The 23107-nt window shown below is 31.1% G+C and carries 21 protein-coding genes; 5 read left to right on the forward strand and 16 right to left on the reverse strand.

The window, feature by feature from the left end; all coding sequences use genetic code 11:
• Window positions 1-71 precede the first annotated feature (71 nt).
• The 13 genes from uvrB to ACQY6M_RS13020 all read right to left on the reverse strand — a co-directional run bounded on the left by uvrB (window position 72) and on the right by ACQY6M_RS13020 (window position 16473).
• Window positions 72-2060: an excinuclease ABC subunit UvrB gene (gene uvrB, locus ACQY6M_RS12960; RefSeq protein ID WP_428742305.1), complete on the reverse strand. Its 1989-nt coding sequence runs from the start codon at window positions 2058-2060 to the stop codon at window positions 72-74.
• A 75-nt stretch (window positions 2061-2135) separates the two neighbouring features.
• Window positions 2136-4748, reverse strand: coding sequence for a T9SS type B sorting domain-containing protein (locus ACQY6M_RS12965; protein ID WP_428742306.1), 2613 nt, complete (start codon window positions 4746-4748; stop codon window positions 2136-2138).
• Window positions 4749-4758: 10 nt separating this feature from the next.
• Window positions 4759-7611, reverse strand: coding sequence for a T9SS type B sorting domain-containing protein (locus ACQY6M_RS12970; protein ID WP_428742307.1), 2853 nt, complete (start codon window positions 7609-7611; stop codon window positions 4759-4761).
• Between the two features lie 50 nt (window positions 7612-7661).
• Window positions 7662-8510 (reverse strand): ABC transporter permease, encoded by an 849-nt coding sequence (locus ACQY6M_RS12975; RefSeq protein WP_428742308.1) that lies wholly within the window; start codon window positions 8508-8510, stop codon window positions 7662-7664.
• A gap of 10 nt (window positions 8511-8520) precedes the next feature.
• A complete protein-coding gene (locus ACQY6M_RS12980) occupies window positions 8521-9417 on the reverse strand; it encodes an ABC transporter ATP-binding protein (RefSeq protein WP_428742309.1) in 897 nt (298 codons plus the stop codon).
• 124 nt (window positions 9418-9541) lie between these two features.
• The gene (locus ACQY6M_RS12985; RefSeq protein WP_428742310.1) at window positions 9542-10240 is read right to left on the reverse strand and encodes a response regulator transcription factor; all 699 of its coding nucleotides are present in this window, start codon (window positions 10238-10240) and stop codon (window positions 9542-9544) included.
• Window positions 10241-10251: 11 nt separating this feature from the next.
• A complete protein-coding gene (locus ACQY6M_RS12990) occupies window positions 10252-11784 on the reverse strand; it encodes a sensor histidine kinase (protein WP_428742311.1) in 1533 nt (510 codons plus the stop codon).
• A 145-nt stretch (window positions 11785-11929) separates the two neighbouring features.
• On the reverse strand, window positions 11930-12520 hold the full coding sequence (coaE, locus tag ACQY6M_RS12995) for a dephospho-CoA kinase (RefSeq protein ID WP_428742312.1): 591 nt from the start codon (window positions 12518-12520) through the stop codon (window positions 11930-11932).
• Between the two features lies 1 nt (window position 12521).
• Complete coding sequence (locus tag ACQY6M_RS13000; protein ID WP_428742313.1) at window positions 12522-13451, reverse strand: hypothetical protein; 930 nt, start codon at window positions 13449-13451, stop codon at window positions 12522-12524.
• A gap of 78 nt (window positions 13452-13529) precedes the next feature.
• Window positions 13530-13850, reverse strand: a complete 321-nt coding sequence (gene yajC, locus ACQY6M_RS13005; RefSeq protein WP_428742314.1) for a preprotein translocase subunit YajC — start codon at window positions 13848-13850, stop codon at window positions 13530-13532.
• On the reverse strand, window positions 13850-14317 hold the full coding sequence (locus tag ACQY6M_RS13010; protein WP_428742315.1) for a DUF1573 domain-containing protein: 468 nt from the start codon (window positions 14315-14317) through the stop codon (window positions 13850-13852). The genes yajC and ACQY6M_RS13010 overlap by 1 nt, the downstream gene beginning before the upstream one ends.
• Window positions 14318-14356: 39 nt before the next feature.
• Window positions 14357-15295, reverse strand: coding sequence for a transcription antitermination factor NusB (gene nusB, locus ACQY6M_RS13015; RefSeq protein WP_428742316.1), 939 nt, complete (start codon window positions 15293-15295; stop codon window positions 14357-14359).
• Between the two features lie 77 nt (window positions 15296-15372).
• Window positions 15373-16473 carry a Glu/Leu/Phe/Val family dehydrogenase gene (locus tag ACQY6M_RS13020; protein WP_428742317.1) on the reverse strand — a complete coding sequence of 367 codons (1101 nt, stop codon included), beginning with the start codon at window positions 16471-16473 and terminating at the stop codon, window positions 15373-15375.
• A 155-nt stretch (window positions 16474-16628) separates the two neighbouring features.
• Here ACQY6M_RS13020 and ACQY6M_RS13025 point away from each other — a divergent pair, with 155 nt between their 5' ends.
• The gene (locus ACQY6M_RS13025; RefSeq protein WP_428742318.1) at window positions 16629-18383 is read left to right on the forward strand and encodes an ABC transporter ATP-binding protein; all 1755 of its coding nucleotides are present in this window, start codon (window positions 16629-16631) and stop codon (window positions 18381-18383) included.
• Window positions 18384-18465: 82 nt separating this feature from the next.
• Entirely contained in the window at window positions 18466-18828 is a 363-nt protein-coding gene (locus tag ACQY6M_RS13030; protein ID WP_428742319.1) for a PUR family DNA/RNA-binding protein, read from the forward strand.
• Between the two features lie 169 nt (window positions 18829-18997).
• Here ACQY6M_RS13030 and ACQY6M_RS13035 read toward each other — a convergent pair whose 3' ends face one another.
• From ACQY6M_RS13035 to ACQY6M_RS13045, 3 genes are read right to left on the reverse strand one after another with little or no spacing between them, the layout of a single operon-like run.
• Window positions 18998-20044, reverse strand: a complete 1047-nt coding sequence (locus ACQY6M_RS13035; protein ID WP_428742320.1) for a chorismate-binding protein — start codon at window positions 20042-20044, stop codon at window positions 18998-19000.
• Window positions 20041-20892, reverse strand: a complete 852-nt coding sequence (locus tag ACQY6M_RS13040; RefSeq protein WP_428742321.1) for an alpha/beta fold hydrolase — start codon at window positions 20890-20892, stop codon at window positions 20041-20043. The genes ACQY6M_RS13035 and ACQY6M_RS13040 overlap by 4 nt, the downstream gene beginning before the upstream one ends.
• 1 nt (window position 20893) lies before the next feature.
• A complete protein-coding gene (locus tag ACQY6M_RS13045) occupies window positions 20894-21310 on the reverse strand; it encodes a PaaI family thioesterase (RefSeq protein WP_428742322.1) in 417 nt (138 codons plus the stop codon).
• A gap of 57 nt (window positions 21311-21367) precedes the next feature.
• On the opposite strand from ACQY6M_RS13045, the gene ACQY6M_RS13050 reads away from it, so the two are divergent.
• The 3 genes from ACQY6M_RS13050 to ACQY6M_RS13060 are packed head-to-tail and all read left to right on the forward strand — an operon-like array spanning window position 21368 to window position 22974.
• Window positions 21368-21871: an IS1096 element passenger TnpR family protein gene (locus ACQY6M_RS13050; protein WP_428742528.1), complete on the forward strand. Its 504-nt coding sequence runs from the start codon at window positions 21368-21370 to the stop codon at window positions 21869-21871.
• Between the two features lie 3 nt (window positions 21872-21874).
• Complete coding sequence (locus tag ACQY6M_RS13055; RefSeq protein WP_428742323.1) at window positions 21875-22495, forward strand: L-threonylcarbamoyladenylate synthase; 621 nt, start codon at window positions 21875-21877, stop codon at window positions 22493-22495.
• The gene (locus ACQY6M_RS13060) at window positions 22495-22974 is read left to right on the forward strand and encodes an SRPBCC family protein (protein WP_428742324.1); all 480 of its coding nucleotides are present in this window, start codon (window positions 22495-22497) and stop codon (window positions 22972-22974) included. Before ACQY6M_RS13055 ends, ACQY6M_RS13060 begins: the two co-directional genes overlap by 1 nt.
• Window positions 22975-23107 lie beyond the last annotated feature (133 nt).

A 23107-nucleotide genomic window follows, 5' to 3' on the forward strand; every position in this document is an offset into this window, starting at 1 on the left:
AATAAGAAGAAAAGATATGAGGCCTAGCCCTACTTTAGGTAAGGGCACCCCTTACTTTTGTATGTTAAAACTTACAAACTTTCCTTCAAAACCTCAATTTCATCTCGTAATTTCGCTGCGACTAAAAAATCTAGTGCTTTGGCAGCTTCTTCCATTTGTTTGCGTTTGTCGCGTATGCGTTTTTCAATTTCTTGTTTTGGTAGGTATTCTAAATCTTGCTCAGCAGCTTTTTGTGTAGCATTATCGTAATGATACGAAGTAATTGCGTTTTTAGATAAAGTATTGTCTATCTTTTTATTGATTTGTTTAGGGGTAATTCCGTGAGCAGTATTGTAATTAATTTGCTTTTCCCGTCTACGATTGGTCTCGTCAATAGTAAGTTGCATACTATTGGTAATTTTGTCAGCATACATAATTGCTTTACCGTTTACGTTACGTGCAGCACGCCCCACGGTTTGTGTTAATGAACGGTGCGAACGTAAAAACCCTTCTTTATCAGCATCTAAAATAGCGACCAACGACACTTCTGGAAGATCTAATCCTTCTCTTAATAGGTTTACTCCGATGAGTACATCAAACAAACCTTTACGTAAATCTTGCATAATTTCTACACGCTCTAAAGTATCTACATCAGAGTGAATATAACGACAACGTACTTGAATACGAGTTAAATATTTAGCTAACTCTTCTGCCATTCGTTTGGTTAAGGTAGTCACCAAAGAACGCTCGTCTTTTTCTACACGAATTTGAATTTCTTCAATTAAATCATCAATTTGATTTAAACTTGGTCGAACTTCAATCTCCGGATCTAACAGTCCTGTAGGGCGAATCACTTGCTCAACAAATAAACCTTCGGTTTTTTGTAATTCATAATCTGCAGGAGTTGCCGAAACATAAATCACTTGATTTTGTAAGGCTTCAAACTCTTCAAACTTTAACGGACGGTTATCCATTGCCGCAGGTAATCGGAATCCGTATTCCACCAAGTTTTCTTTTCGACTTCTGTCTCCACCGTACATCGCATGCACTTGTGGTACAGTAACGTGACTTTCATCAATCACCATCAAGTAGTCATCAGGAAAGTAATCTAACAAGCAGAAAGGTCGTGTACCAGCTTTTCGTCCATCTAAATAACGAGAGTAGTTCTCAATTCCTGAACAATACCCTAATTCGCGAATCATTTCTAAGTCGAACTCAGTTCGCTCTTGCAAACGTTTCGCTTCTAAATGTTTCCCTATTTCTTTGAAATAATCTACTTGTTTTACCATATCTTCTTGAATTTGATGAATGGCATTTTGTAATATATCAGGAGAGGTTACAAAAAGGTTAGCAGGGTAAATATTTAATTTTTCTAATCGCGTAATCGTTTGATTGGTTTCAATATCGAAAGTTTCAATTTCTTCTATTTCATCTCCAAAAAAGTGGATCTTATATCCATTGTCTCCATACGAAGGATAAATGGTAACTACATCACCTTTCACTTTAAAAGTTCCACTTTTTATTTCAACTTCGGTACGTGCATATAAACTCGTAACTAAGCGATGTAAAAACTTCGTACGTGATATTTGTTGGTCAACTTCAATGGTAATAACGTTCTTTTTAAACTCTGTAGGATTACCTATACCGTATAAACATGAAACTGAAGCTACTACTAACACATCTCGACGTCCTGAAAGTAGGGAAGAGGAGGTGCTAATTCGTAAACGTTCTATTTCATCGTTGATCGATAAATCTTTCTCAATATACGTTCCTGTAACAGGAATATAGGCTTCGGGTTGATAGTAATCATAATACGAAACAAAATATTCCACAGCATTGTTTGGAAAGAACTGTTTAAACTCTGAATACAACTGTGCGGCTAATGTTTTGTTATGTGCTAAGACCAAAGTTGGTCGTTGTACTTCAGCAACAACATTAGCCACAGAAAATGTTTTTCCAGAACCCGTAACACCCAAAAGTGTTTGGTACTTTTCGTCGGCTAAGATTCCATTAGCTAATTGTTTAATCGCTTGTGGTTGATCACCAGTTGGCTTAAATTCAGAGTGTAATTCAAAGTTCATCCAACAAAAATACGGATAGTTTATGTGAAACCCTCATAGAGGGTTTAGGTAAAACAAATTATTTTTTAAGAAGATTTACTTTCTAAGTAGTGAAAAATGTCCTGTTTTTTTACGGATTTTTCCATTGGTATCTATCAGTTCAGCATTATACCAATAATCATTAGAAGGGAGCAAAATACCATCATATATACCATTCCATTCTGGATGGTTTTTATCTGTAATCTCACTAATCAATTTCCCAAAACGATTAAAAATTTGAACTTTTACAACTTCATAATAATCATTATTAACTCCGAGTACTTTCCAGGTGTCAAAATATCCATCTCCGTTAGGAGTAAAATGACGTTGAAAGTAAATAGTTGAAATTTTATTTGAAGATACTACACCGCATCCGTTACGATCTCTAATAGAAATTGAATTCAATCCAGGAGGAATATTGGTGAAAGTATAAGTGAGGTTCTCATCTCCTTTAACAAAATCACTAAGATTAGTGCTGTTTAAGGCATATTCATAATCACCAATTCCATCTACGGTAATTTCTATTTTATTATTGTCAAGATTGTCTTGATCATCCACAGATTTGATATTGACAATTAATGCTTGATTGGATTCTTTGACAAAAAATGTATTATACCCCATGCAAGGAGTACTTGTGTTAGGGTATTTTCTATACGCTTCAACTTTGTATTCACCAGCCATATTTGCATTATAAATAGCAGATGTTTCATTTGGAATTAGATTGCCATTCAAATACCATTTATAAGTGTCTGTTATATTTCCGGTAACAGCATTTAAAGCTATAGTATGGGGCTGTGGGGTTAGTTTTGGGTTGTCTACACACAAAATTACACCATTCAAATCGCCTTGTGGAACAGGAATTTTTTCTACAAAAATTTTAAAACTACCAACAGCTTCACAAGATGTCGCTCCTTTATTTGAAATTCTTACATAGACATCAGAATTATCGGTGAATAAATCATCCTCATAAGGAGGTACAATTTGATTTACTTGTAAAGAAGCATCTTCTGCAGTTCTATAATATTGAAAATCGTGTGTAGTTTCAGACAAAGCTCCTCCAGAATTGCTAATTATTTGTTGCGTTTTGATAGAGAAATCAAAAAAACTATTGCCGGATCCAATACTAAACTTTGCATCAGGATTTGCAGCATTTTGATCTAATTCGCAAATATACTCATTAGGGTAAAAGCTTAATCCAGTTGGGTTAATAGTTAAATCTAAACTGCCAGTATTAAAACATTGTGTTGTATTATTGATAATCTTTACGAGTAATGTTTGGTTAAACGGAATACTATTGGTGTAATTTTGTGGATATGTTATTGGGGTGTTATTATTTAAATCAGTTTGATTTTCAAAAAAATATACAGTTACATTTGTTGCATTGTTCGATATTTCTGCTTCTTTGTTTTGTAGATTAAAGGAGGTGAAACCGTCAAAAGAATTGTTGTCAAAATCACATTGTTGATATGGAGCAGTATTGATAAATTTAGGAACAGGGGTCACAACTAAATTAAAAGTAGTTGTTGTGTTTAAGCACCCAACGATATTTTCAACTCTGATATAAATTGTCTGAGTATCTCTTACAGTGTTCGTAAAAGGAGTGTTTTTATTTATAGGATTCAAAGCATTTTGAGCATCAGTAAGACTCAAATGATAGCTTATAGTATATGTATTAGGGTCTAATGTTCCTAAAATTTCATTGTCTTTAGAGGATAATAAAAAAGAACTGTATATACCATCAGTGTTATTTCCACTATTAATATCATCACATTCAATATAGTCTGTTGGTGTAGTAAGATTTATACTGTTATTTACAGTAATATTAAAATCAGTTACAGAAAAGCAGTCAGAGTTTATATTGGTTAACCTCATGAAAATTGTTTGAGGATTACTGGTGTTTTTAAAATTAGTAGGGGTTGTTATAGGGTTAGTGTTGGTTTGTGCATCATTATCACTTGTGTGGTAAGAGACTTTAATGTTTGATTGATCGTTTAATATAGAATTACTATAAGTAGTTAAATCAAATTCTGTACTATTATCAAAAGTACCATCATCATCACACTCTTCTAAATCATATGATTGACCTACTGTAGGAGGATTGATAGTTGGAGGTTTATTGAAAGTAGCAGTACCAGTCCAATCAATTTTAAAATTACTATTTCCAATAGGTCTGTCAATTACTAAAAAGTACGAATCGTTATCATTAACATTTAATAATCTTACAAAACTATTTCCATCTTCTCCAGGACCTTCTGAGAAATCTGTTTCTGAGTTACTGATGCCTGTTAAATTATTAGTTTGATTACTGGCAACTGGGTTTGTTGTAGAACAACGAATTGCATGTCCTATATTATCACAGCTTACATTAGGACCGAAGATGAAAAAATCAAGATCAACATTAATATCGGTATTATGACTACCATCGGCATTGGTAGGTGTTAAAGTAAAAGCTAATGTTCCTCCTTTGTCAATTTTAATTTTGACCCACAAACTGTTATTCTCTACAGCGTAACAGCTGTTTGAATCCCATAGTTCCTGTATTCCAACACCAGTAGCATTTAAGTTTTGAAATCCACTATTGCCACAAACAACAATTGCATCTGAACAATCATTTTGTGAAAACAAGGAGGTATAAGTAAGGATTAAGCTCAATAATAATATTTTTTTCATAGCGTTTTTTTTATTTTCTTAATAAAGAAAAATGCCCTGTTTTTTTACGAATTTTTCCATTGGTGTCTATCAATTCAGCATTATACCAATAATCATTAGAAGGGAGTAAAATACCATCATATATACCATTCCATCCTGGATGATTTTTATCTGTAATTTTACTAATCAATTTTCCAAAACGATTAAAAATTTGAACTTTTACAACTTCATAATAATCATTATCAACACCTAAAACTTTCCATGTGTCAAAATATCCATCTCCATTTGGGGTAAAATGACGTTGGAAATAGATGGTAGAAATTTTATTAGAAGTTATGACACCACATCCATTACGATCTCTGATAGAAATAGAGTTAAGTCCGGGAAGGATATTGGTAAAGGTATAAGAGAGATTTTCGTTCCCTTTGACAAAATCACTAAGATTGGTGCTGTTTAAAGCATATTCATAATCACCAATTCCGTCTACCGTAATTTCTATTTTATTACTATCTGGATTATCCTGATCATCGACAGATTTAATATTGACAATTAATGCCTGATTGGATTCTTTGACAAAAAATGTATTATATCCCATGCAAGGAGTACTTATGTTAGGGTATTTTCTATACGCTTCAACTTTATATTCACCAGCAGAATTAGCATTATAAATAGCAGATGTTTCATTTGGGATTAAATTATCATTTAAGTACCATTTGTAAGTGTCAGTCGTATTTCCTGTATCAGCATTTAGAGTCACTGTATGGGGTTGTGGAGTTAATCTTGGGTTGTCTACACATAAAATTACACCATCCAAATCGCCTTGTGGAACAGGGATTTTTTCTACAAAAATCTTAAAGTTACCAACAGCTTCACAAGATGTTGCTCCTTTATTTGAAATTCTTACGTAGACATCAGAATTATTAGTGAATAAGTCATCTTCATAGGGTGGTACAATTTGATTTACTTGTAAAGAAGCATCTTCTGCAGTTCTATAATATTGAAAATCGTGTGTAATTTCTGATAAAGCCCCTCCAGAATTGTTAATTATTTGCTGCGTTTTTATAGAGAAATCAAAAAAACTGTTACCAGATCCAATACTGAATTTTGCATCAGGGTTTATTGCATTTTGATCTAATTCACAGAGATGTTCATCTGTATAGGAAGTTAACCCTGTAGGGTTTACTTGTAAATTAATAATTTCAGTTTGATAACAATGGGTTGTATTGTTAGTTATCTTAATTGTTAATGAATGGTTAGTAGCTACTGAGTTTGTATAGTTAGTTTTGTTTAGTGGAGTGGTAAAATTAATATCTGAAGTTTCAAAAAAATCGATAGAAACATTAGCAGAATCATCAATTAACAGATTCTCCAATTGTTCAAGGTTGAATGTTGTATACCCATCAATAGGATTATTATCAAAATCACATTGAATGTATGGTGGAATTTTATTTATAGTTGGTTTAGGAACAAAGGTAATTTGTACTTTTCCAACATACGTTTTTTTACAATACGAGGTTGACTCTATTTTGATTTCATATGAACCACTCCCAAAATTGTTGTTATCAACGGTTAATATTCTTGTATTGGCTATTTCTGCACCATCTTTAAACCAAGTATAGGTATCATTGGGGTTGTTTTTTTCTGGTTGAATTTCATAACTCTCTCCAATACAAAACACTTGATTGCTATTGTTTAAAACTTCATTGGTTGCAAGGTTGATTAATTTTACAGGTGCAAAAAATGATTGAATAAAAGGAGGTAATCCTTGTGATGACTTAGCTCCTCCTAAGCTAAAGGCATTGGGAGTGTATTGAATATTAACGGCACTTTCTTCAGGGTTTTCAATAGCACCTAAATAAGTTTTATCAGGAATTGAAGTGTATATTTTCCCGTTTGAAGCTAATTGTAAAGCACCCCTATATCCAGAACCACTCCATATTTGATTTTTTGTTTGTGCTATGTTTGTATCTAATAAATCAAATTGAAGAATGTTAAAAGTAAGTGGGAGGTTAAATGTTGATACGTATAATTTTGATGATTGTTGAGAAAACTCAACACCATAAGGAACACCATCTGATCTGGGGTTAGTTAAGGCAATACCAGCAGATGTAATTTTACCTGTTGTATTGTCAAAATCATATAAAATTAAACGACCATTACCTAAAGTTCTACCAGCTGTAAAATCGGCCAGCGCAACTTTTGTACCATCAGGAGAAACTTTTAAATAGCCTCTTTTATCAAAAAGAGTATATGACGATGACGAGATAACAGGGGTGGTATAATCTACTCCATTTTTATCAATTTTATAGGCATAAAAAGTATTTTCTACAATAGACAAAACCCAAATCTCTGTACAGTCTTTTCCTTGAACTGCAGTAACTTTTTCAGACCATTCAAAACTTCTTCCGTTAGCAAGATCAACAGGGCCAGAAATTATTTCGCCTCCATTTCCTTTAGAAATATCAATGGTATAAAAATTAAAACCAGGATTTTCTGGGTATACATCACCTACATAATCAGTTCCAACTGTAAAAATATAGTAGATGCTTTTATCTTCAGGATTTGGAACTATTAATCCTGATTGTGTACTGGATGGATTTCCTTGTAAATTGTTGGCTAGCCTCCCATCAGAATATTTCATTAACTGATGGTTCTTAGTCCATACATTAATTCCGTCAGAATAAAACAAAAGATTTCCATTTTCATCAGAAATGGTAGAACAACCTTCATCTGTATTTAATTTGCTATCAGTTAATGCAGTTGGAGTAGAGGTGTTAAAATCTATTCCAGCATTTCTTCCAAAATACCAAACATTTGCTTCTTTTTGACTATAAAGAGAAATAGAAACGGTAATAAAAAGGATAAATAGTAGTTGTTTTTTCATTTAAATAACATTTGCTGTGTAAATAAAACAACTAAAGTAGGTAAAACCCCCTATAAATCTCGCTTTTTTAACAAAGCATACGATGAATAGATAAAAATACCTGTCCAAATTAATACAATTGTAATGTTTAATAAGCTTACTGAATAATCTTTTGTAAAGTTTTCTCCTATTTGACTTGCTACTGATTTAACAGCTCCCAATCTTGTAAAAGGTTCTTTAATTAGGTTGGCCATTGACTCTAGCGGGAAAAATTGCATAATGGCATTTACAGATTCATCAACTCCTGTTTTTACATTTCTAAATGTCCAGTATAAGTATCCTTTAAGCATACTTTCAATAATAAGCCAAATAATCATGGCTGCTACGGCAAAAGCTGAACGTTTTATAAGGATACCTAAAAACAATCCAAAAGAAAAGAACCCTAAAAGTTTTATAAAGAAAGCAACTAAATAATCTAGGTCTGAAAATACGATGGACATCTCGTTAAAATCTGAGTAAATGGCTCCAAGAATTAAAGAGGTAATAAATACAAATACGGTAGAAATAAAAGCGAATGCTATAACAGTATAAAATTTTGATAAGATAAATTCTTTTTTACTTAACCCGTCAATCAAGTTCTGTTTTAAAGTTTTGTAACTATATTCATTAGCCATCATAGAAACAATAACTAATAATAAGAAGAACTTAAATATAGCAGCAATATAGGTGTTGAAATGCCAGATGTAAGGAAAATTAAAAATTCCTTGTTCTGCCAAGTGAAATTTTATCGGTCCAATATCGAACTTAATGGCAGCTATTAATGCAATTGAAGTTAGTAAGGCAAAATAGATGATTGAAAGAACTTTACTAGCTCTGTTATATTTTAATTTATGTAACTCTATATTTAAAAGTCGTAGCATGGTAGTTATTTTATTGGTTGTTAGTAAGGTCTAAAAATTGTTGCTCTAAACTAGGTTTACGTTTTACTAAGTGTGAGAGTGAAATTCCATTGTCAAATAAAAACTTATTAATTTCAGAAGCAGATAATTCAGAGGCAAGGTTTGCAATTAAAACACCATTTTCGTTATTAATAGTACCTATTGAAGAATGGTTTTCTAAAAGCTTTATAAGTTTATTTTGATCATCAGCTTGCAATTCAAAGAAGCCATTTGAAGCTGTCATTTCATCAACTCTACCGCTATATAATTTTATTCCATTTCTAATTACCACAACGTGAGAACATACTTTTTCTACTTCGTCAAGTAGGTGAGAGGCTAATAAAATAGTAGTTCCGTTTTTAGCTATTTCTTTAATAATTTGACGAATTTCATGAATTCCTTGTGGGTCTAATCCATTTGTAGGTTCGTCTAAAATTAAAATCTCAGGATCGTTTAATAGAGCAGAAGCAATAGCTAAACGTTGCTTCATACCTAACGAATAAGTTCGGAACTTGCTATCTTTTCGATCGTAAAGGTTTACAATTTTTAATTTTTCTTCTATTTTATCGTATGAAACACCTTTTATCTTACAAATAAGCTGTAGGTTTTGTACAGCACTCATATATGGGTAAAAGTTTGGACGTTCAATAATTGCTCCTACTTTTTTTAAAGCTTCATGGGTGGATAATTTACCGTTAAACCAGCTAAAGTTACCAGAGGTTTTATTTACTACATTTAAGATAATACCAAGTGTTGTAGACTTTCCACTTCCGTTAGGTCCTAAAATTCCGTAAACATTTCCTTTTTGGATATCAAATGATAAGTTATTTACAGCATGAACTTTTCCGTATTTTTTATCGAGGTTTTGTATAGATAAAATTGTTTCCAAGCTTTTATTTTTTGTTGATTATATGTATTTGACGATTTATTCAAAGTATTGTTACAAGGTATAAAAAAGAAAAGACTTCCTAGATATAGGAAGCCTTTAGTATTTTGATATAAATGTAGCTTAATTACTTGTGGTCTATTAATCTGAACCCTTCACCGTGAATGTTTAGAATTTCTACATTTTCATCACTCTTTAAGTATTTACGAAGTTTAGCGATATATACGTCCATACTACGAGAGGTAAAGTAATTATCATCTCTCCATATTTTTGTTAAAGCTAATTCACGTGGCATTAAATCATTTTTATGAATAGCTAGCATACGTAATAATTTACTCTCTTTAGGTGATAATTTTTGAGCTTCACCGCCTTTGTAAGATAAGTGACGTAGTTTAGAGTTAAAGTCAAATCCCCCAATTTTGAATTCAAACTCATCACTATCGTTCGTTTTTTCAGTTTCTTTACGTTGTAAAATTGCTTTAATTTTATGTAACAATACTTCAGAATCGAAAGGTTTGTTTAAATAATCATCAGCACCAACTTGATAGCCTCTTAAAACATCTTCCTTCAATGTCTTTGCGGTTAAGAAAATAATTGGGATTTCTTTGTTGGTTGATCGAATATCTTCAGCTAATGAAAAGCCATCTTTACGAGGCATCATAACGTCTAAAATACATAAGTCATACTCTGCATTTTTAAACATGATTAAACCATCTATCCCGTCTTTAGCATGCGTAACATTATAATCATTAAGTGCTAAATAATCTTTAAGAACTGTTCCAAAATTTGGATCATCTTCTACTAATAATATCTTTTTGGTCCCCATCCCTTATATTTTTATATTAATGGTAATTTAACTGTAAATATGCTTCCTTTGCCTTTTTCACTCTCAACATAAACGGTACCATGGTGGTTATCTATTATTTCTTTTACATAGGCTAACCCTAATCCATGACCTTTTACATTGTGTATGTTTCCTTTGTGTTCTCTATAAAATTTATCAAACACATATTTTTGAGCATTTCTACTCATTCCTATACCTTCATCTTTTATCTTAAAGATAAAGTATTTATTTGTGCTTTCAGTAAATACATCAATTTTTGGAGCATTTTCTGAATATTTTAATGCGTTTTCTAACATGTTAACAACAACATTTGTTAGGTGAAATTGATTTCCTAGAACTTCAGATGAAATCGCTTGAAAATGTGTTGTTACATTTCCTTTTCTGTCATCAATTAATAATTGAATATGCTCGATTGCTTCTTCAATAATATCGTGCATATCTACTGCATCTTTACTAATATCAAGCTGATTCTTTTCTAATCTTGAAATACGTAATACATTTTCTACTTGCCCATGCATACGCTTGTTTTCATCACGAATCATTTGAACATAACGTTTCACTTTCTCTTCATCTGATATGATTTTTGGGTTTTTAATAGCATCTAAAGCTAAGTTAATTGTAGCAATAGGTGTTTTAAACTCATGTGTCATATTGTTAATGAAATCTGTTTTTATTTCAGAAATCTTTTTTTGACGAATTAATTGGTACAATGATGTCGAAAAAGCCGCAATGATTATTCCTATAAAAAATAGAGAAAGTATCAATACTTTCATCATTCCTGATAGCAAATTTTTTCGCTCATTTGGAAATTTCACATACAATTTATACTTACTATTACCATCTTCATCTTCCAGTAAAGGATAATTAATATCTTCTGGTTGTATGTTAAAATATCCTGATTTTAATTGTGTTGCCAAACCGTCTTCGTACACAACATATTTAAAATCTTGTGTAATGTTCATTTTAGCAAATTCTTCTTTAAGCGTATTGTTTAACTCTTTATTACTTATACGTTGGTTTATAGGAATAAAGATACTTTTGCTTTGACGAAAGGCATGTTCTAGTGCTTCACTATTCCAACTAGGATAACTTTTGAAAAGAGAATAACGATTTTCATTTAAATACGCTTTAAAATCCTTGTTTTCAGATTTTATAATTTGTGAAAAATAAATATCCTCTTTACCTGAATATCGTTTTATGACGATAGAATCATTATCGACAAATTCGCCCGGAATTTTTATACTTTCTTCTAAAATGGTATTACCAAAGGTGAACTTTTTCTTACTAACGGTATCAACTTGTTGAAAAAGAAACGTTGTGATTTCAGCATCAGTCCTTAACTGATTGTTTTCAAAGAACTCATTATAAGTTTGCGCAAATTCTTGATACTCTCTTTCTTTAATATTTTCTGAGGTACGCGCTAATGCAATCGTTACATTATTTTTAAATTGTTGTTGCTTATTCTTAATAGCATCTTTTATCCAATATACTTGAACAGAAATAATTCCTACAAGTGAGATACTCATTAAAACAACAATGAGAATAAAAATTTTCTTACCCATTAACCAAAAATATATTAATAAAATTTAGGGATATAATGTTTTAACTTAGATTAACAAAGTTACTGTAAAATTAAGATAATTTTAACAAACTCAGTCAATTAAATGTAAATTACGAGATATATTTTGTTAAATAATTGTGGATTTTTAACACTTGTTGTCTTGAATAGGTAAGGTCAACATTATCAATTATATAGTGAGATTGTAATGTTTTTTTAGTTACATTCCATTGGTTTTTAATCCTGTTTTTTACATCTTCAATTGTAGTGTTGTCTCTTTTTACAACTCGATTGATTCTCACATCTTCTGGAGCAGTAACGGTAATAATCTTATCACAGAAAGAGTCACTCCCATTTTCAAAAAGAATAGCATTTTCGTATAGGATATAGTCTTTATCAGTATTTTTTTTGATAAAACTCTGTAAATGTTCATTTACAACAGGATGGACGATTGAATTAAGAATAGCTAATTTCTCTTTGTTTTTAAATACTATAGAAGCTAAATAAGCCCTGTTTAGCTCATTATTGATATAAACTTGATCTCCAAATTCAGAAATTAATTGGTTTTTTATTTCTTTAGAAGTGGACATTAGCTTTTTAGCTTCGTCATCGGCAATATATATTGCTATGTTATCAAATTGAGAGAACATTTTAACGATGGTAGATTTTCCGCTACCTATTCCGCCTGTTAAGCCTACTATCATATTATTCGTAAGTTAAAAAATCAATTTTATCTGGGACTACCCTTATAAGTGTAGCTAAATCTGGAAAGCTTTTAAGTTTAGGTGTAAGATAGTTCACTTCATTATTCACAGATTGCAAATAATCACATTCCACTTTAAATAAGTCAGGGGTTATTTCGTTAAAGTTCTTTAAACCAACTTTGTAAATTATTTTTACTTTTTTAGGGAAAATATTAATGCCCTTTGGTGCATTTTTCACAAATACAGGAACTTCAATTTCGCCTTCAGTAAACTTATCAACTGATATTTGAATTTTTACTGATTCATTATCAGTTTTGAGATGTACATCTTTAGGGAAAATAACTGGAGCCGTAATATTTGTATTTTCAGAAAGGTTTTCTAAAACAACTTTTTCTAAGTTTAAAAAATCGAGGCTATCTAAATAAGATTCATCTCCAGAAACTACAATGCTATCAGGTACAATGTTTATAGGTTTAGAAAAATCATACCCTAATTGAAAAGTAATATTTAAGTCTGCTTTTAAAGGGATTTTTTTTGAGCTTAATGTACCAATTTTTAGAGGTATACTATCTTGTTTGACTCTTAATAGTTGTATGCCAGATTTTAACTGACTTTGTATTTCTGGAAGTAAATTTTTAGAGAGGAAAAAATAATCGTTGCCTTTTTTCTTTGCAGCTCTATTCAAATCTAATTGAATTGGTTTATGAGCTAAGTTTGCAGCAAATAAATTATATCCACTACTTTTTAATACAAGAGTTATTTTCTTTAGAGGTGTACTAATTAATGTTTTTTGTAAAGAAAGTTGTGTGTATTCTACATCATATTCAACTTCAGTATTATATTCTTTTGATAAATTAATAAGTAACCAAAAAAATACTGAGGCGGTTAAAAAACCGAAAAAGGTTTTAGGTATGTTAAGTTTTTTTTTCACACTAAGATATTGTTGCAATCTACATAAAAAACAAAAAAGTGAGCCAATAAGCTCACTTTTTTATGAAAAGAAATACTATTAGTTTTTACTATCAGTATTGTATTTTTTACTAAGTTCCATAGAAATAGCAGAACGTTCAAATTTAATTTTACCAGCACCAGTTTCTATGGTAACAGTATTGTCGGTATCGTTAATTTCAACGATTTTGCCATGAATACCACTAGTGGTAACTATTTTAGCTCCTTTTTTAATTTCAGTTTGAAACTGCTTTTCTTTTTTTTGACGTCTCATTTGTGGACGAATAATTAAAAAGTAAAAAACAGCAATCATTGCTATAAAAGGAAGCATGTTCATTAAGCTTTGCTGAGAGCTAGCTTGTAAAAAAATAGTTGTATACATTATACAGTTTTATTTTTTGGCGTTACCATTCCATGAATCTTAATAACTTCTCTACCTTTTTCTGTATTGGTAGTTAATGTTATTGATTTTGATTGTTTATTTGGTTTACCGTTAGTGTTGAATTTAACTTTAATGTCACCCGTTTTACCCGGAGCTATAGGTTCTTTTGGCCAATCTGGAACTGTACATCCACAGCTAGCTTGTGCATGAGTAATTACTAAGTCGGATTTACCAGTATTAGTTACTACGAATGTGGTCTCAACAATATCACCTTCGTTAACAGTACCAAAGTCGTAATCTTCTTTGTCAAAAGAAATAGTCGGAGCACCTAAACCTATAGTGTTATCCCTTTTTTCTGCGTTTTCAACATTTTCTTTTTTTACTTTTGATGAAGCATTTCCTTGTCCACATGAAACTAACAATCCTGTTGAAACAATAAATGCTATTGCTACTGCTAATTTTTTCATTGTAAAATATTTTTAATTTGTTGTAAATGTACTAATTTATTACAATAAACCCCTACCAATTTTAACCATCTTGTTTTCAGATAGGTAATCTTTAGAAAGTTTATCTAACACCCCGTTAACAAAATATCCACTCTTATTAGTTGAATAATCTTTAGCTAATTCTATGTATTCGTTAATGGTAACTCTACTAGGGATAGAAGGGAAGTGTAAGAACTCTGTAATTGCCATTTTAATAATAATCATATCAATATCAGCAATTCTGTCTGTTTCCCAGTTAGGTGTTTTTTCTTTGATATCTTCTTCATATTTATGCTGATGTAGCATTGTTTTGTTGAAAAGATCAGATACGAATCTTTTATCCTCGTCATCTTTATATAAACTACCTAAAATAAAAGGAGCGTTTGCTTTTTGCTTGTTTAACGATTTTAATACCCAAGTATTTACAAATGGCATATCATCAACCCAAGAAATCATTTTGTCTTCAAAATAATCTGCTAATTTTTCATTTGGAGCTACAATCTCTCTGAAAAAATCAATAGCTAAAGCTCTGTCTACATTATAAGAATCTTCAACAGTATCCATGTATTTTATATAGAAGCCGCTTTGTTGTAACTCATCTAACAAAATTTTTACATACTCATCATCAAGATCCCAATAGTTAAGCTTGTTAAGCTCTACATAGCCTTCTAAACTTACACTTTCATTAAGCAAGTTTATAAGTTTGTTGTCAATAAATTTTGTGTTAGGGTTAAGTTCATCTTTAGTAGCAAGTATTTTTTTCTTAGAAAGTTCTATTCTTTTACGAGCTAATTTTTGTACTTCTACTAACAACTGAAGGTTTAAAACGTACAAGTCGTACATTTTTTGAATACTGTGTTTTAAGAATTTTTCTTCTTTAACCAAATCATCACTGTGTGATTGTTGTATTGCATAAATCGACTGCATTACCTTAACTCGAATATGTCTTCTATTAATCATTTTAAAGAACTTTAAAAAAAAGAGCGATAGAAACTATTTCTAACGCTCTGCAAAAGTAAAACTTTTTTATTTTTTATCTAGCTATTTTGTTCTTTTTTACGAGCGTCAATTCTTGCCTGAGCAATATTGAAAGCCGCTTGATGTGTAGTGATGTTTTCTTTTTCTGATAAATTGAAAATTTCTAATGTTGTGTTATAGATGTTTTCAGTTCTTCTTAAGCTTTCTGCTTTATCGTAACCTTCAACTTCAGCATATACATTAATAATACCACCTGCGTTAATCAAGAAATCAGGAGCATAAGCAATTCCTCTTTCTTTTAGCATCATACCGTGCTTTAATTCGTTAGCTAATTGGTTGTTAGCAGCACCGGCAATTACTTTAGCTTTTAATTGAGCGATACTTTCATCGTTAATAGTAGCACCTAAAGCACAAGGAGCATAGATATCTAAGTCTAATCCGTAAATATCATTTCCTAATACCACGTTAGCCCCATATTTTTTACTTAATTCTTCTAAACGAGCTTCGTTAATATCGTTTAAGATAACTTGAGCTCCTTCGTCAGTAATATGCTTTACTAAAGTTTCTCCTACATGACCAACACCTTGCACTAATACTTTTTTACCGTCTAAGTTATCAGTACCAAATTTATATTTAGCAGCAGCTTTCATACCCATATATACTCCGTAAGCAGTTACAGGAGAAGGGTTTCCAGACCCACCTATTGCTTCAGAAACACCAGTTACGTGTGGAGTTACTTCACGAATAACATCCATGTCACGAGTTTCCATCCCAACATCTTCTGCAGTAATATATTTTCCACTTAAAGAGTTCACAAACTCACCAAACTTACGCATTAAAGCGTCATTTTTTTGAGTTTTAGCATCACCAATAATAACTGCTTTACCACCACCAAGGTTTAAACCAGTAACAGCAGACTTATAAGTCATCCCACGAGACAAACGTAATACATCATTTAAAGCTTCCCACTCACTTTTATATTGCCACATTCTAGTACCACCTAAAGCTGGTCCTAAAGTTGTGTTATGGATACCGATAATTGCTTTTAAACCTGTATCTTCGTCGTTGCAAAAAACGATTTGCTCGTGATTGTCAAAAGAGAATTGACCAAACACTGGGTCGTTCTTAAGATCTTTAGTATCAATGATTTCTGATGTCATTTTTAGTTGTTTTTAATTTGAGATGATTTAAGCAATCTCAAAAATTCGTGCACAAAAGTAGGAAATCGTTAAAACATAAGCAAAAAAAGAGGACTTAATTATGGTATCTTTAACAAGTGCTCTTTTTAAGGTTTAATTTTTATAAAAGGATAAGGTTGAAAGCATTACAATATTTAAACAAGTACTTTATTAAGTATAAATGGAGATTATTACTGGGAGTTTTTATTACAGTATTGGCAAAAATATTTACGTTAAAAGTGCCTAATTATGTATTAACTTCTTTAAACGTAGTTGAAGATTATCAATTAGGTAAAATAACAGAGTTGGCTGAGGTAAAAAGTATTCTTTTAGAGAATATCTTATTAATCTTAGCGGTAACATTAATAGGAGGTTTTTTTACTTTTTTAATGCGTCAAACAATTATTGTAATGTCTCGATTCATCGAGTTTGATCTAAAAAATGAAATTTATCAACAGTATCAACGATTGTCTCTAAATTTTTACAAACAAAATAGAACGGGAGATTTAATGAATCGTATTAGTGAAGATGTGTCTAAAGTACGTATGTATGTTGGGCCTGCTATTATGTATTCGTTAAACATGTTAGTGTCATTCGTCGTTGGTTTTGCCCAAATGTATGCAATCTCACCAAAACTAACTTTGTATACAATGATACCGTTTCCTGTTTTGTCAGTATCAGTTTTTATTTTAAGTAAGCAAATCAATAAACGAAGTACAATAGTTCAGCAATATTTATCAAAATTAACAACGTTTAATCAAGAATTTTTTTCTGGGATTAATGTTGTAAAGTCATATGCAATAGAAGGAGCCGTTATTAAGAATTTTGATAGTCTTGCAGATGCTAGTAAAGAGAAAAACATTAGTTTATATAAAGTGCAAGCATTGTTTTTTCCTCTAATGATTTTATTAATAGGAATAAGTAATGTTATAGTGCTATATGTAGGTGGGACATTATATATTAATGGAGAAATTCAAGTAGGAGCCATAGGAGCATTCGTTATGTATGTAAATATTCTAACGTGGCCAGTGGCGATAGTTGGTTGGGTAACTTCAATGGTGCAACAAGCAGAAGCTTCACAAGAAAGAATTAACGAATTTTTACAACAAGTTCCAGAAATAAAGAATACAAACCCAGGAGAAACAGAAGTAGAAGGAGAAATAGAGCTTAAGCACGTTTCGTTAACGTATGAAGACACTAATATTACTGCATTAAAAGATGTAAGTTTCAAGGTAGATAAAGGCGAAACCTTAGCTATTTTAGGAAAAACCGGAAGTGGTAAATCATCTATTATTAATTTAATATCACGTTTATACGATACAACAGAAGGAAATGTTTTTATAGATGGTAAAAATATTAAGGATTGCAATCTTTATGATGTTAGAAATCAAATAGGATTTGTGCCTCAAGAGCCATTTTTATTTTCAGATACTATTGAAAACAATATAAAATTTGGAAAAGATGATGCTACTGAAGAGGAAATTATAGAAGCAGCCAAGAATGCGGTAATACACGATAATATAGCTGATTTTAAAGAAGGTTATAAAACTATTTTGGGTGAAAGAGGAGTAACACTTTCAGGAGGTCAAAAGCAACGAACATCTATAGCTAGAGCAATTATTAAGAATCCTAAAATTTTGATCTTTGATGATTGTTTGTCAGCGGTAGATACAGAAACAGAAGAACGTATTTTATCAAATTTAGAGCGAGTTTCAAGCGATAAAACGACTATAATCATAAGTCACAGAGTTTCTTCGGCTAAAAATGCAGATAAAATTATTGTATTAGATGATGGTAAAATCATTCAGCAAGGCATTCATAATCAATTGGTAAAAGAAGAAGGCTATTATAAAGAGCTGTATGAACAGCAACTTTTGGAAAAAGAAATATAGTGTTTCGTATTGCCAAGTCAAATATTTTGTTAGATTTGTTGAAAAATTTTAAGTAAACAACTATTATTTAAGCAAAAGAATTATGAGCGAGAGAGTAGAACAAGAGGAAATTTTTTCACAAGTTTTAAGAGCAGGAAGAAGAACGTATTTTTTCGACGTTAGATCTACAAAGGCAGATGATTATTATTTAACAGTAACAGAAAGCAAGAAATTTACACACGATGATGGTTCTTTCCATTATCAAAAACATAAAATCTACTTATACAAAGAAGACTTTGTCGATTTTCAAGAAATGTTGAATAAAGCAACTGACTTTATTGTTAACGAAAAAGGATCTGAAGTAATAAGTGAGCGTCATCAAAAAGACTATAAAAAAGAAGAAGGTATAACTGCAGAGACAACTTCAACGGAAAGTTTTACAGATGTATCTTTTGACGATATTTAAACAGAGAAAAACTGTTTAGCGTAGCTTCTTACTAACACAAATAGTATTTGTGTTTAAAGTATGCTAGTGCTATAAAAAATCAATTCAAATTCAATTTACACGCAAGAACCGCCATTGCTATACAGCAATTGGTGGTTTTTATTTTTAAAAATTAATTTAGACTATTAAATTATAGTACTTTTTTCATGGTCGTAGTTTTGGCTACGGTTTCTTCCCATTCTTTTTTAGGATTGCTGTCTTTTGTAATACCACCACCAACATAAATAGAAACAGTATTATTGCTTACTTCCATACAACGTAAATTCACGAAAAGTTCGGAGGTTGTAGTTTTGTCTGTGTTTAAATTCAGTTCACCTAAAAAACCGGTATAAAAACTTCGACTATAATTTTCGTTATGTATAATAAACTGCTTAGTAGCTTCTAAAGGTAGTCCACAAACAGCAGGAGTTGGGTGTAGGGTGTTTATTAATGTAGAAGAATCAGTTGAAAGGTTACCACAAATAATTGTTCTAAGGTGTAGTAAATTACCCGCTTTAATAGTTTCGGTTTCAGAGGTAGTTATATCTGAACAAATTCCAGATAATTTATCAGTAATATAATCTGTAACAAACTGTTGTTCTTCTACTTCCTTAGGTTGCCAGATAACATTAGTGGTTCCGTTATAAACTTGCGTTCCTGCTAATGACATAGTAGTAAACTGATTGTTTTGAATGTTTACTAAAGTTTCAGGAGTTGCTCCTAGCCATAAACCAACTTTTGGATGGTACCACACATAAACAAAGGCAGTAGGATAGTTGTACAGTAATTTTTTGAAAGTTTCAACAAGCTTAAAGTTAGAGACTTCTACTTTCTCTTTTCTAGAGAGTACAACCTTCTTAAATTGCTGATTTTTGATCGCTTCTATCCCTTTTTCAACTAATAGAATATGGTTTTCTTCAGAAGAAATAGTTGAAGACTCAATTGTACTATCGATGAAATTATTAGTTATGTTTATTGTTTCCTCATAAAAATCAGACTGCTCTTTAGGAATTATAATTGCATCTTTACTATTGTCAAAGGGAGCAAAGATAAATCCACTTTCTTCATAATTTTCTGAAGTGATTAAATCATTGTTTTTTTGGAACCAGCTCTTTAGTACAGAGGAGTTTGATTTTCTATAAGCAACAAAAGGAAGCTGTTTTTGTATAGTTTCTTCTATTTTTAAAAAAATATTCAATCTAATTGTTGTATTAAAAGTTGTTTAATGTCGTCAAATTTACTCCAAATAAACCCGTGACCAGCTTCTGGAATACTGATTAACTCAAACTGAGTTTTAGGAAATTGACGTTCTAAAAATGTAGAGTTCTCATAAGGTACAATCCAATCGTCAGTTCCATGAATACTAATTATTTGGTTTGGAGAATTTTTCCAATCGTTTTCAAATAGTTGTAAGTCCTGTTTATGAGATAGTTTTTCTTTGCTGGCTTCTTGCCAAACAGGAGGAACTAACCATCGTGTTAACTTCCACTTGTATAAGTTCAAAGCCCAAGGCATAGGTTCTATTTTGCTATATACAGCAGGAGCTAATAAAATGAGCTTACGAACTTTTTGTTGTATTGCTAGTGTAATAGGACCTCCGTAAGAATACCCTACTAAAATTGTTTTGTCAGGATTTTCTTTTTGTATGATGCTTTGTAGCATGTCCCGCTCAAAAGTAATACTTTCTTGTACAGAGTTTTTATCTTGATAGTTATACCCAATTCTATCATATGAAATCATGTTAGCTTTACTAAGAAGCAAGCTATCTTTCATGTATTTAGAAAAATCGGTAGACGAACCAATAGTTCCATGAACAAAAATGATGGTAGGTAAGGTTGTGTCTCTTTTTATGGTAAGTTTTCGATATTTAAATTCTCTAAAACTTTCATGAGTTACAGCAGGAATTACAGGGCTATTTTCAAATTTATCAAGAACTTTTTTATCCGATTTAGGAGTGGTAAAGCTGGAAAATAAGTAATATAAAATAAGAAGTGTTATAAAAAATAACACTCCTGTGATTTTCAATATTTTTTTTAGCAACCTCATATTATTGTTTGTCTAAAACAATATTGGTAATCTTACAAAGTGAAATCAAATTATTGTCTTCGTCTACAATTTTAACTTCCCATAAATGAGTAGTTCTTCCTTTGTGTATAGCTTTTGCTGTAGCAAAAACATGTCCATCTCTTTTACTTTTTACGTGGTTAATGCTTAGTTCAATTCCTTTTACAATTTTATTAGAATCTCTTAAAAAAAAAGCTGAGGCACAACTTCCAACAGATTCGGCAAGTGCTGCAGTTGCTCCACCGTGTAATAATCCATAAGGTTGATGCACTTTTGGAGTTACTGGCATTTTTGCAGTAATAAAATCATCTCCTAAATCGATAAACTCTATTTGTAAAGTTTCCATTAAGGTATTTTTATTGTAATTATTGAGAATTGTAAGAGATTCTTGCTTGTTCATTTTACTAAAAATTATCATTCAAAAATACGTATTTTTGTAATGATTAAAAATGACAGAATGTATAAAGTACGTGTAATTTTAGATGCAAAAGAAGATGTTATAAGAACCTTGTTAGTAAACGAAACTACTTCGTTAGAAAAACTACATTTAGATATAGCAAAATCATTTGGTTTTAATGGACAAGAAATGGCTTCTTTTTATCTTACAGATGAAGAGTGGAGTCAAGGAGAAGAAATTCCTTTGTTTAGTATGTCTGAAGCAGGAGAGGGGATTTCAATGGCTACTTGTATATTGAATGAAACGTTGCCAAATCAACATGATAAGTTAATTTATGTGTACGACTTCTTACAAATGTGGACGTTTTATGTGGAAGTAATTGAGCAATCAAACGAAGAAGTTACTGAAACAAAAATAATTTTATCAGTAGGAGAGATTCCAGAAGAAGCTCCTGAAAAAGAATTTAAAGCAGATGAACTTTCAACTGACTTTGACGATGATGAGTTTGATGATGAATTCAATAACTTTGAAAGTTTAGACGATTTTGACTTTGATAATTACTAAGCTATGGCACAATTCATAAAACTGTATAACGATAATCCAAACCCAAAAGAGATTCAAAAAATTGTAAAAGTATTACAAAGCGGAGGTTTGGTAATATATCCTACAGATACAGTTTATGGATTAGGTTGTGATTTTACCAATAATAAAGCTTTAGAAAAAGTTGCGAAAATAAAAGGAATTAAGCCTGATAAAGCTGATTTCTCCTTTGTTTGTAATGATTTAAGCCACTTATCAGACTACGTCAAACAAATTGATACTGCTACTTATAAAATTTTAAAAAGAGCATTACCAGGACCGTATACCTTTGTTTTGCCAGGAAGCAATTCACTGCCAAAAGCTTTTAAAAAGCGAAAAACAGTGGGAATTCGTGTGCCAGATAATAACATTGCTAGAGCAATTGTAGAAGCATTAGGAAACCCGATTATATCAACTTCAATTCACGACGAAGATGAAGTGTTAGAATATACTACTGATCCGGAGCTAATTTTTGAGAAATGGCAAAACTTGGTTGATATTGTGGTTGATGGTGGTTATGGAGATAATCATGCTTCTACTGTAATCGATTTAACTACAGATGAACCAGAAGTTATTCGTGAAGGAAAAGGAAGTTTAGATATTTTGTAATGCCTAGAATAAAATTAATAACTTATATTAATTCTTCTAGAGAAGTTGTATTTGACCTATCCCGAAGTATAGAACTACATAAAATATCAACGAAAAAAACTAAAGAAAAAGTTATAGCAGGGAAAATGACAGGTTTAATTGAATTGAATGAAAGTGCTACTTGGAGGGCTAAGCATTTAGGGTTTTATCAGGAGTTAACTTCAAAGATTATAGAATATAATTATCCAGAGTATTTTGTAGATGAAATGCAAAAGGGAGCTTTTAAAAATTTCAGACACGAGCATTATTTTTTTGAAGAAACCACTGAAGGAGTTAAAATGGTTAATGTGTTTGAATATGAATCACCTTTTGGTTTTTTAGGAAAATTAATAGACAAAATATTTCTAGAAAAATACATGGTAAAACTACTCCTAGAAAGAAATAGAGTAATAAAGGAGTTTGCTGAAACAAATTTATGGAAGAAAATTTTACCTGCTTAGTTAGTTTTTTTTGCTCGTTTTCAAATAAACAATCTTTCAAATATTAGTTAGAATATTTTTTAAAAAATAGAAGAAAGAGCTATATAAAAAAGCTTTTAAATTATAAACGTATTTCTTATCTTGTTATAGAATA

Origin of the sequence: Tenacibaculum sp. (assembly GCF_050290165.1) — a bacterium.
Classification (GTDB): domain Bacteria; phylum Bacteroidota; class Bacteroidia; order Flavobacteriales; family Flavobacteriaceae; genus Polaribacter.

What these genes read in the sequence shown, in the direction of transcription:
- yajC (WP_428742314.1), bottom strand. Translation starts at nt 13,850, where the DNA reads ATGTATACAACTATTTTTTTACAAGCTAGCTCTCAGCAAAGCTTAATG.
- uvrB (WP_428742305.1), bottom strand. Translation starts at nt 2,060, where the DNA reads ATGAACTTTGAATTACACTCTGAATTTAAGCCAACTGGTGATCAACCA.
- ACQY6M_RS13020 (WP_428742317.1), bottom strand. Translation starts at nt 16,473, where the DNA reads ATGACATCAGAAATCATTGATACTAAAGATCTTAAGAACGACCCAGTG.
- ACQY6M_RS12990 (WP_428742311.1), bottom strand. Translation starts at nt 11,784, where the DNA reads ATGAGTATCTCACTTGTAGGAATTATTTCTGTTCAAGTATATTGGATA.
- ACQY6M_RS13030 (WP_428742319.1), top strand. Translation starts at nt 18,466, where the DNA reads ATGAGCGAGAGAGTAGAACAAGAGGAAATTTTTTCACAAGTTTTAAGA.
- ACQY6M_RS13045 (WP_428742322.1), bottom strand. Translation starts at nt 21,310, where the DNA reads ATGAACAAGCAAGAATCTCTTACAATTCTCAATAATTACAATAAAAAT.
- coaE (WP_428742312.1), bottom strand. Translation starts at nt 12,520, where the DNA reads ATGATAGTAGGCTTAACAGGCGGAATAGGTAGCGGAAAATCTACCATC.
- ACQY6M_RS13055 (WP_428742323.1), top strand. Translation starts at nt 21,875, where the DNA reads ATGGCACAATTCATAAAACTGTATAACGATAATCCAAACCCAAAAGAG.
- ACQY6M_RS12965 (WP_428742306.1), bottom strand. Translation starts at nt 4,748, where the DNA reads ATGAAAAAAATATTATTATTGAGCTTAATCCTTACTTATACCTCCTTG.
- ACQY6M_RS13060 (WP_428742324.1), top strand. Translation starts at nt 22,495, where the DNA reads ATGCCTAGAATAAAATTAATAACTTATATTAATTCTTCTAGAGAAGTT.
- ACQY6M_RS13050 (WP_428742528.1), top strand. Translation starts at nt 21,368, where the DNA reads ATGTATAAAGTACGTGTAATTTTAGATGCAAAAGAAGATGTTATAAGA.
- ACQY6M_RS12975 (WP_428742308.1), bottom strand. Translation starts at nt 8,510, where the DNA reads ATGCTACGACTTTTAAATATAGAGTTACATAAATTAAAATATAACAGA.
- ACQY6M_RS13040 (WP_428742321.1), bottom strand. Translation starts at nt 20,892, where the DNA reads ATGAGGTTGCTAAAAAAAATATTGAAAATCACAGGAGTGTTATTTTTT.
- ACQY6M_RS13010 (WP_428742315.1), bottom strand. Translation starts at nt 14,317, where the DNA reads ATGAAAAAATTAGCAGTAGCAATAGCATTTATTGTTTCAACAGGATTG.
- ACQY6M_RS12985 (WP_428742310.1), bottom strand. Translation starts at nt 10,240, where the DNA reads ATGGGGACCAAAAAGATATTATTAGTAGAAGATGATCCAAATTTTGGA.
- nusB (WP_428742316.1), bottom strand. Translation starts at nt 15,295, where the DNA reads ATGATTAATAGAAGACATATTCGAGTTAAGGTAATGCAGTCGATTTAT.
- ACQY6M_RS12970 (WP_428742307.1), bottom strand. Translation starts at nt 7,611, where the DNA reads ATGAAAAAACAACTACTATTTATCCTTTTTATTACCGTTTCTATTTCT.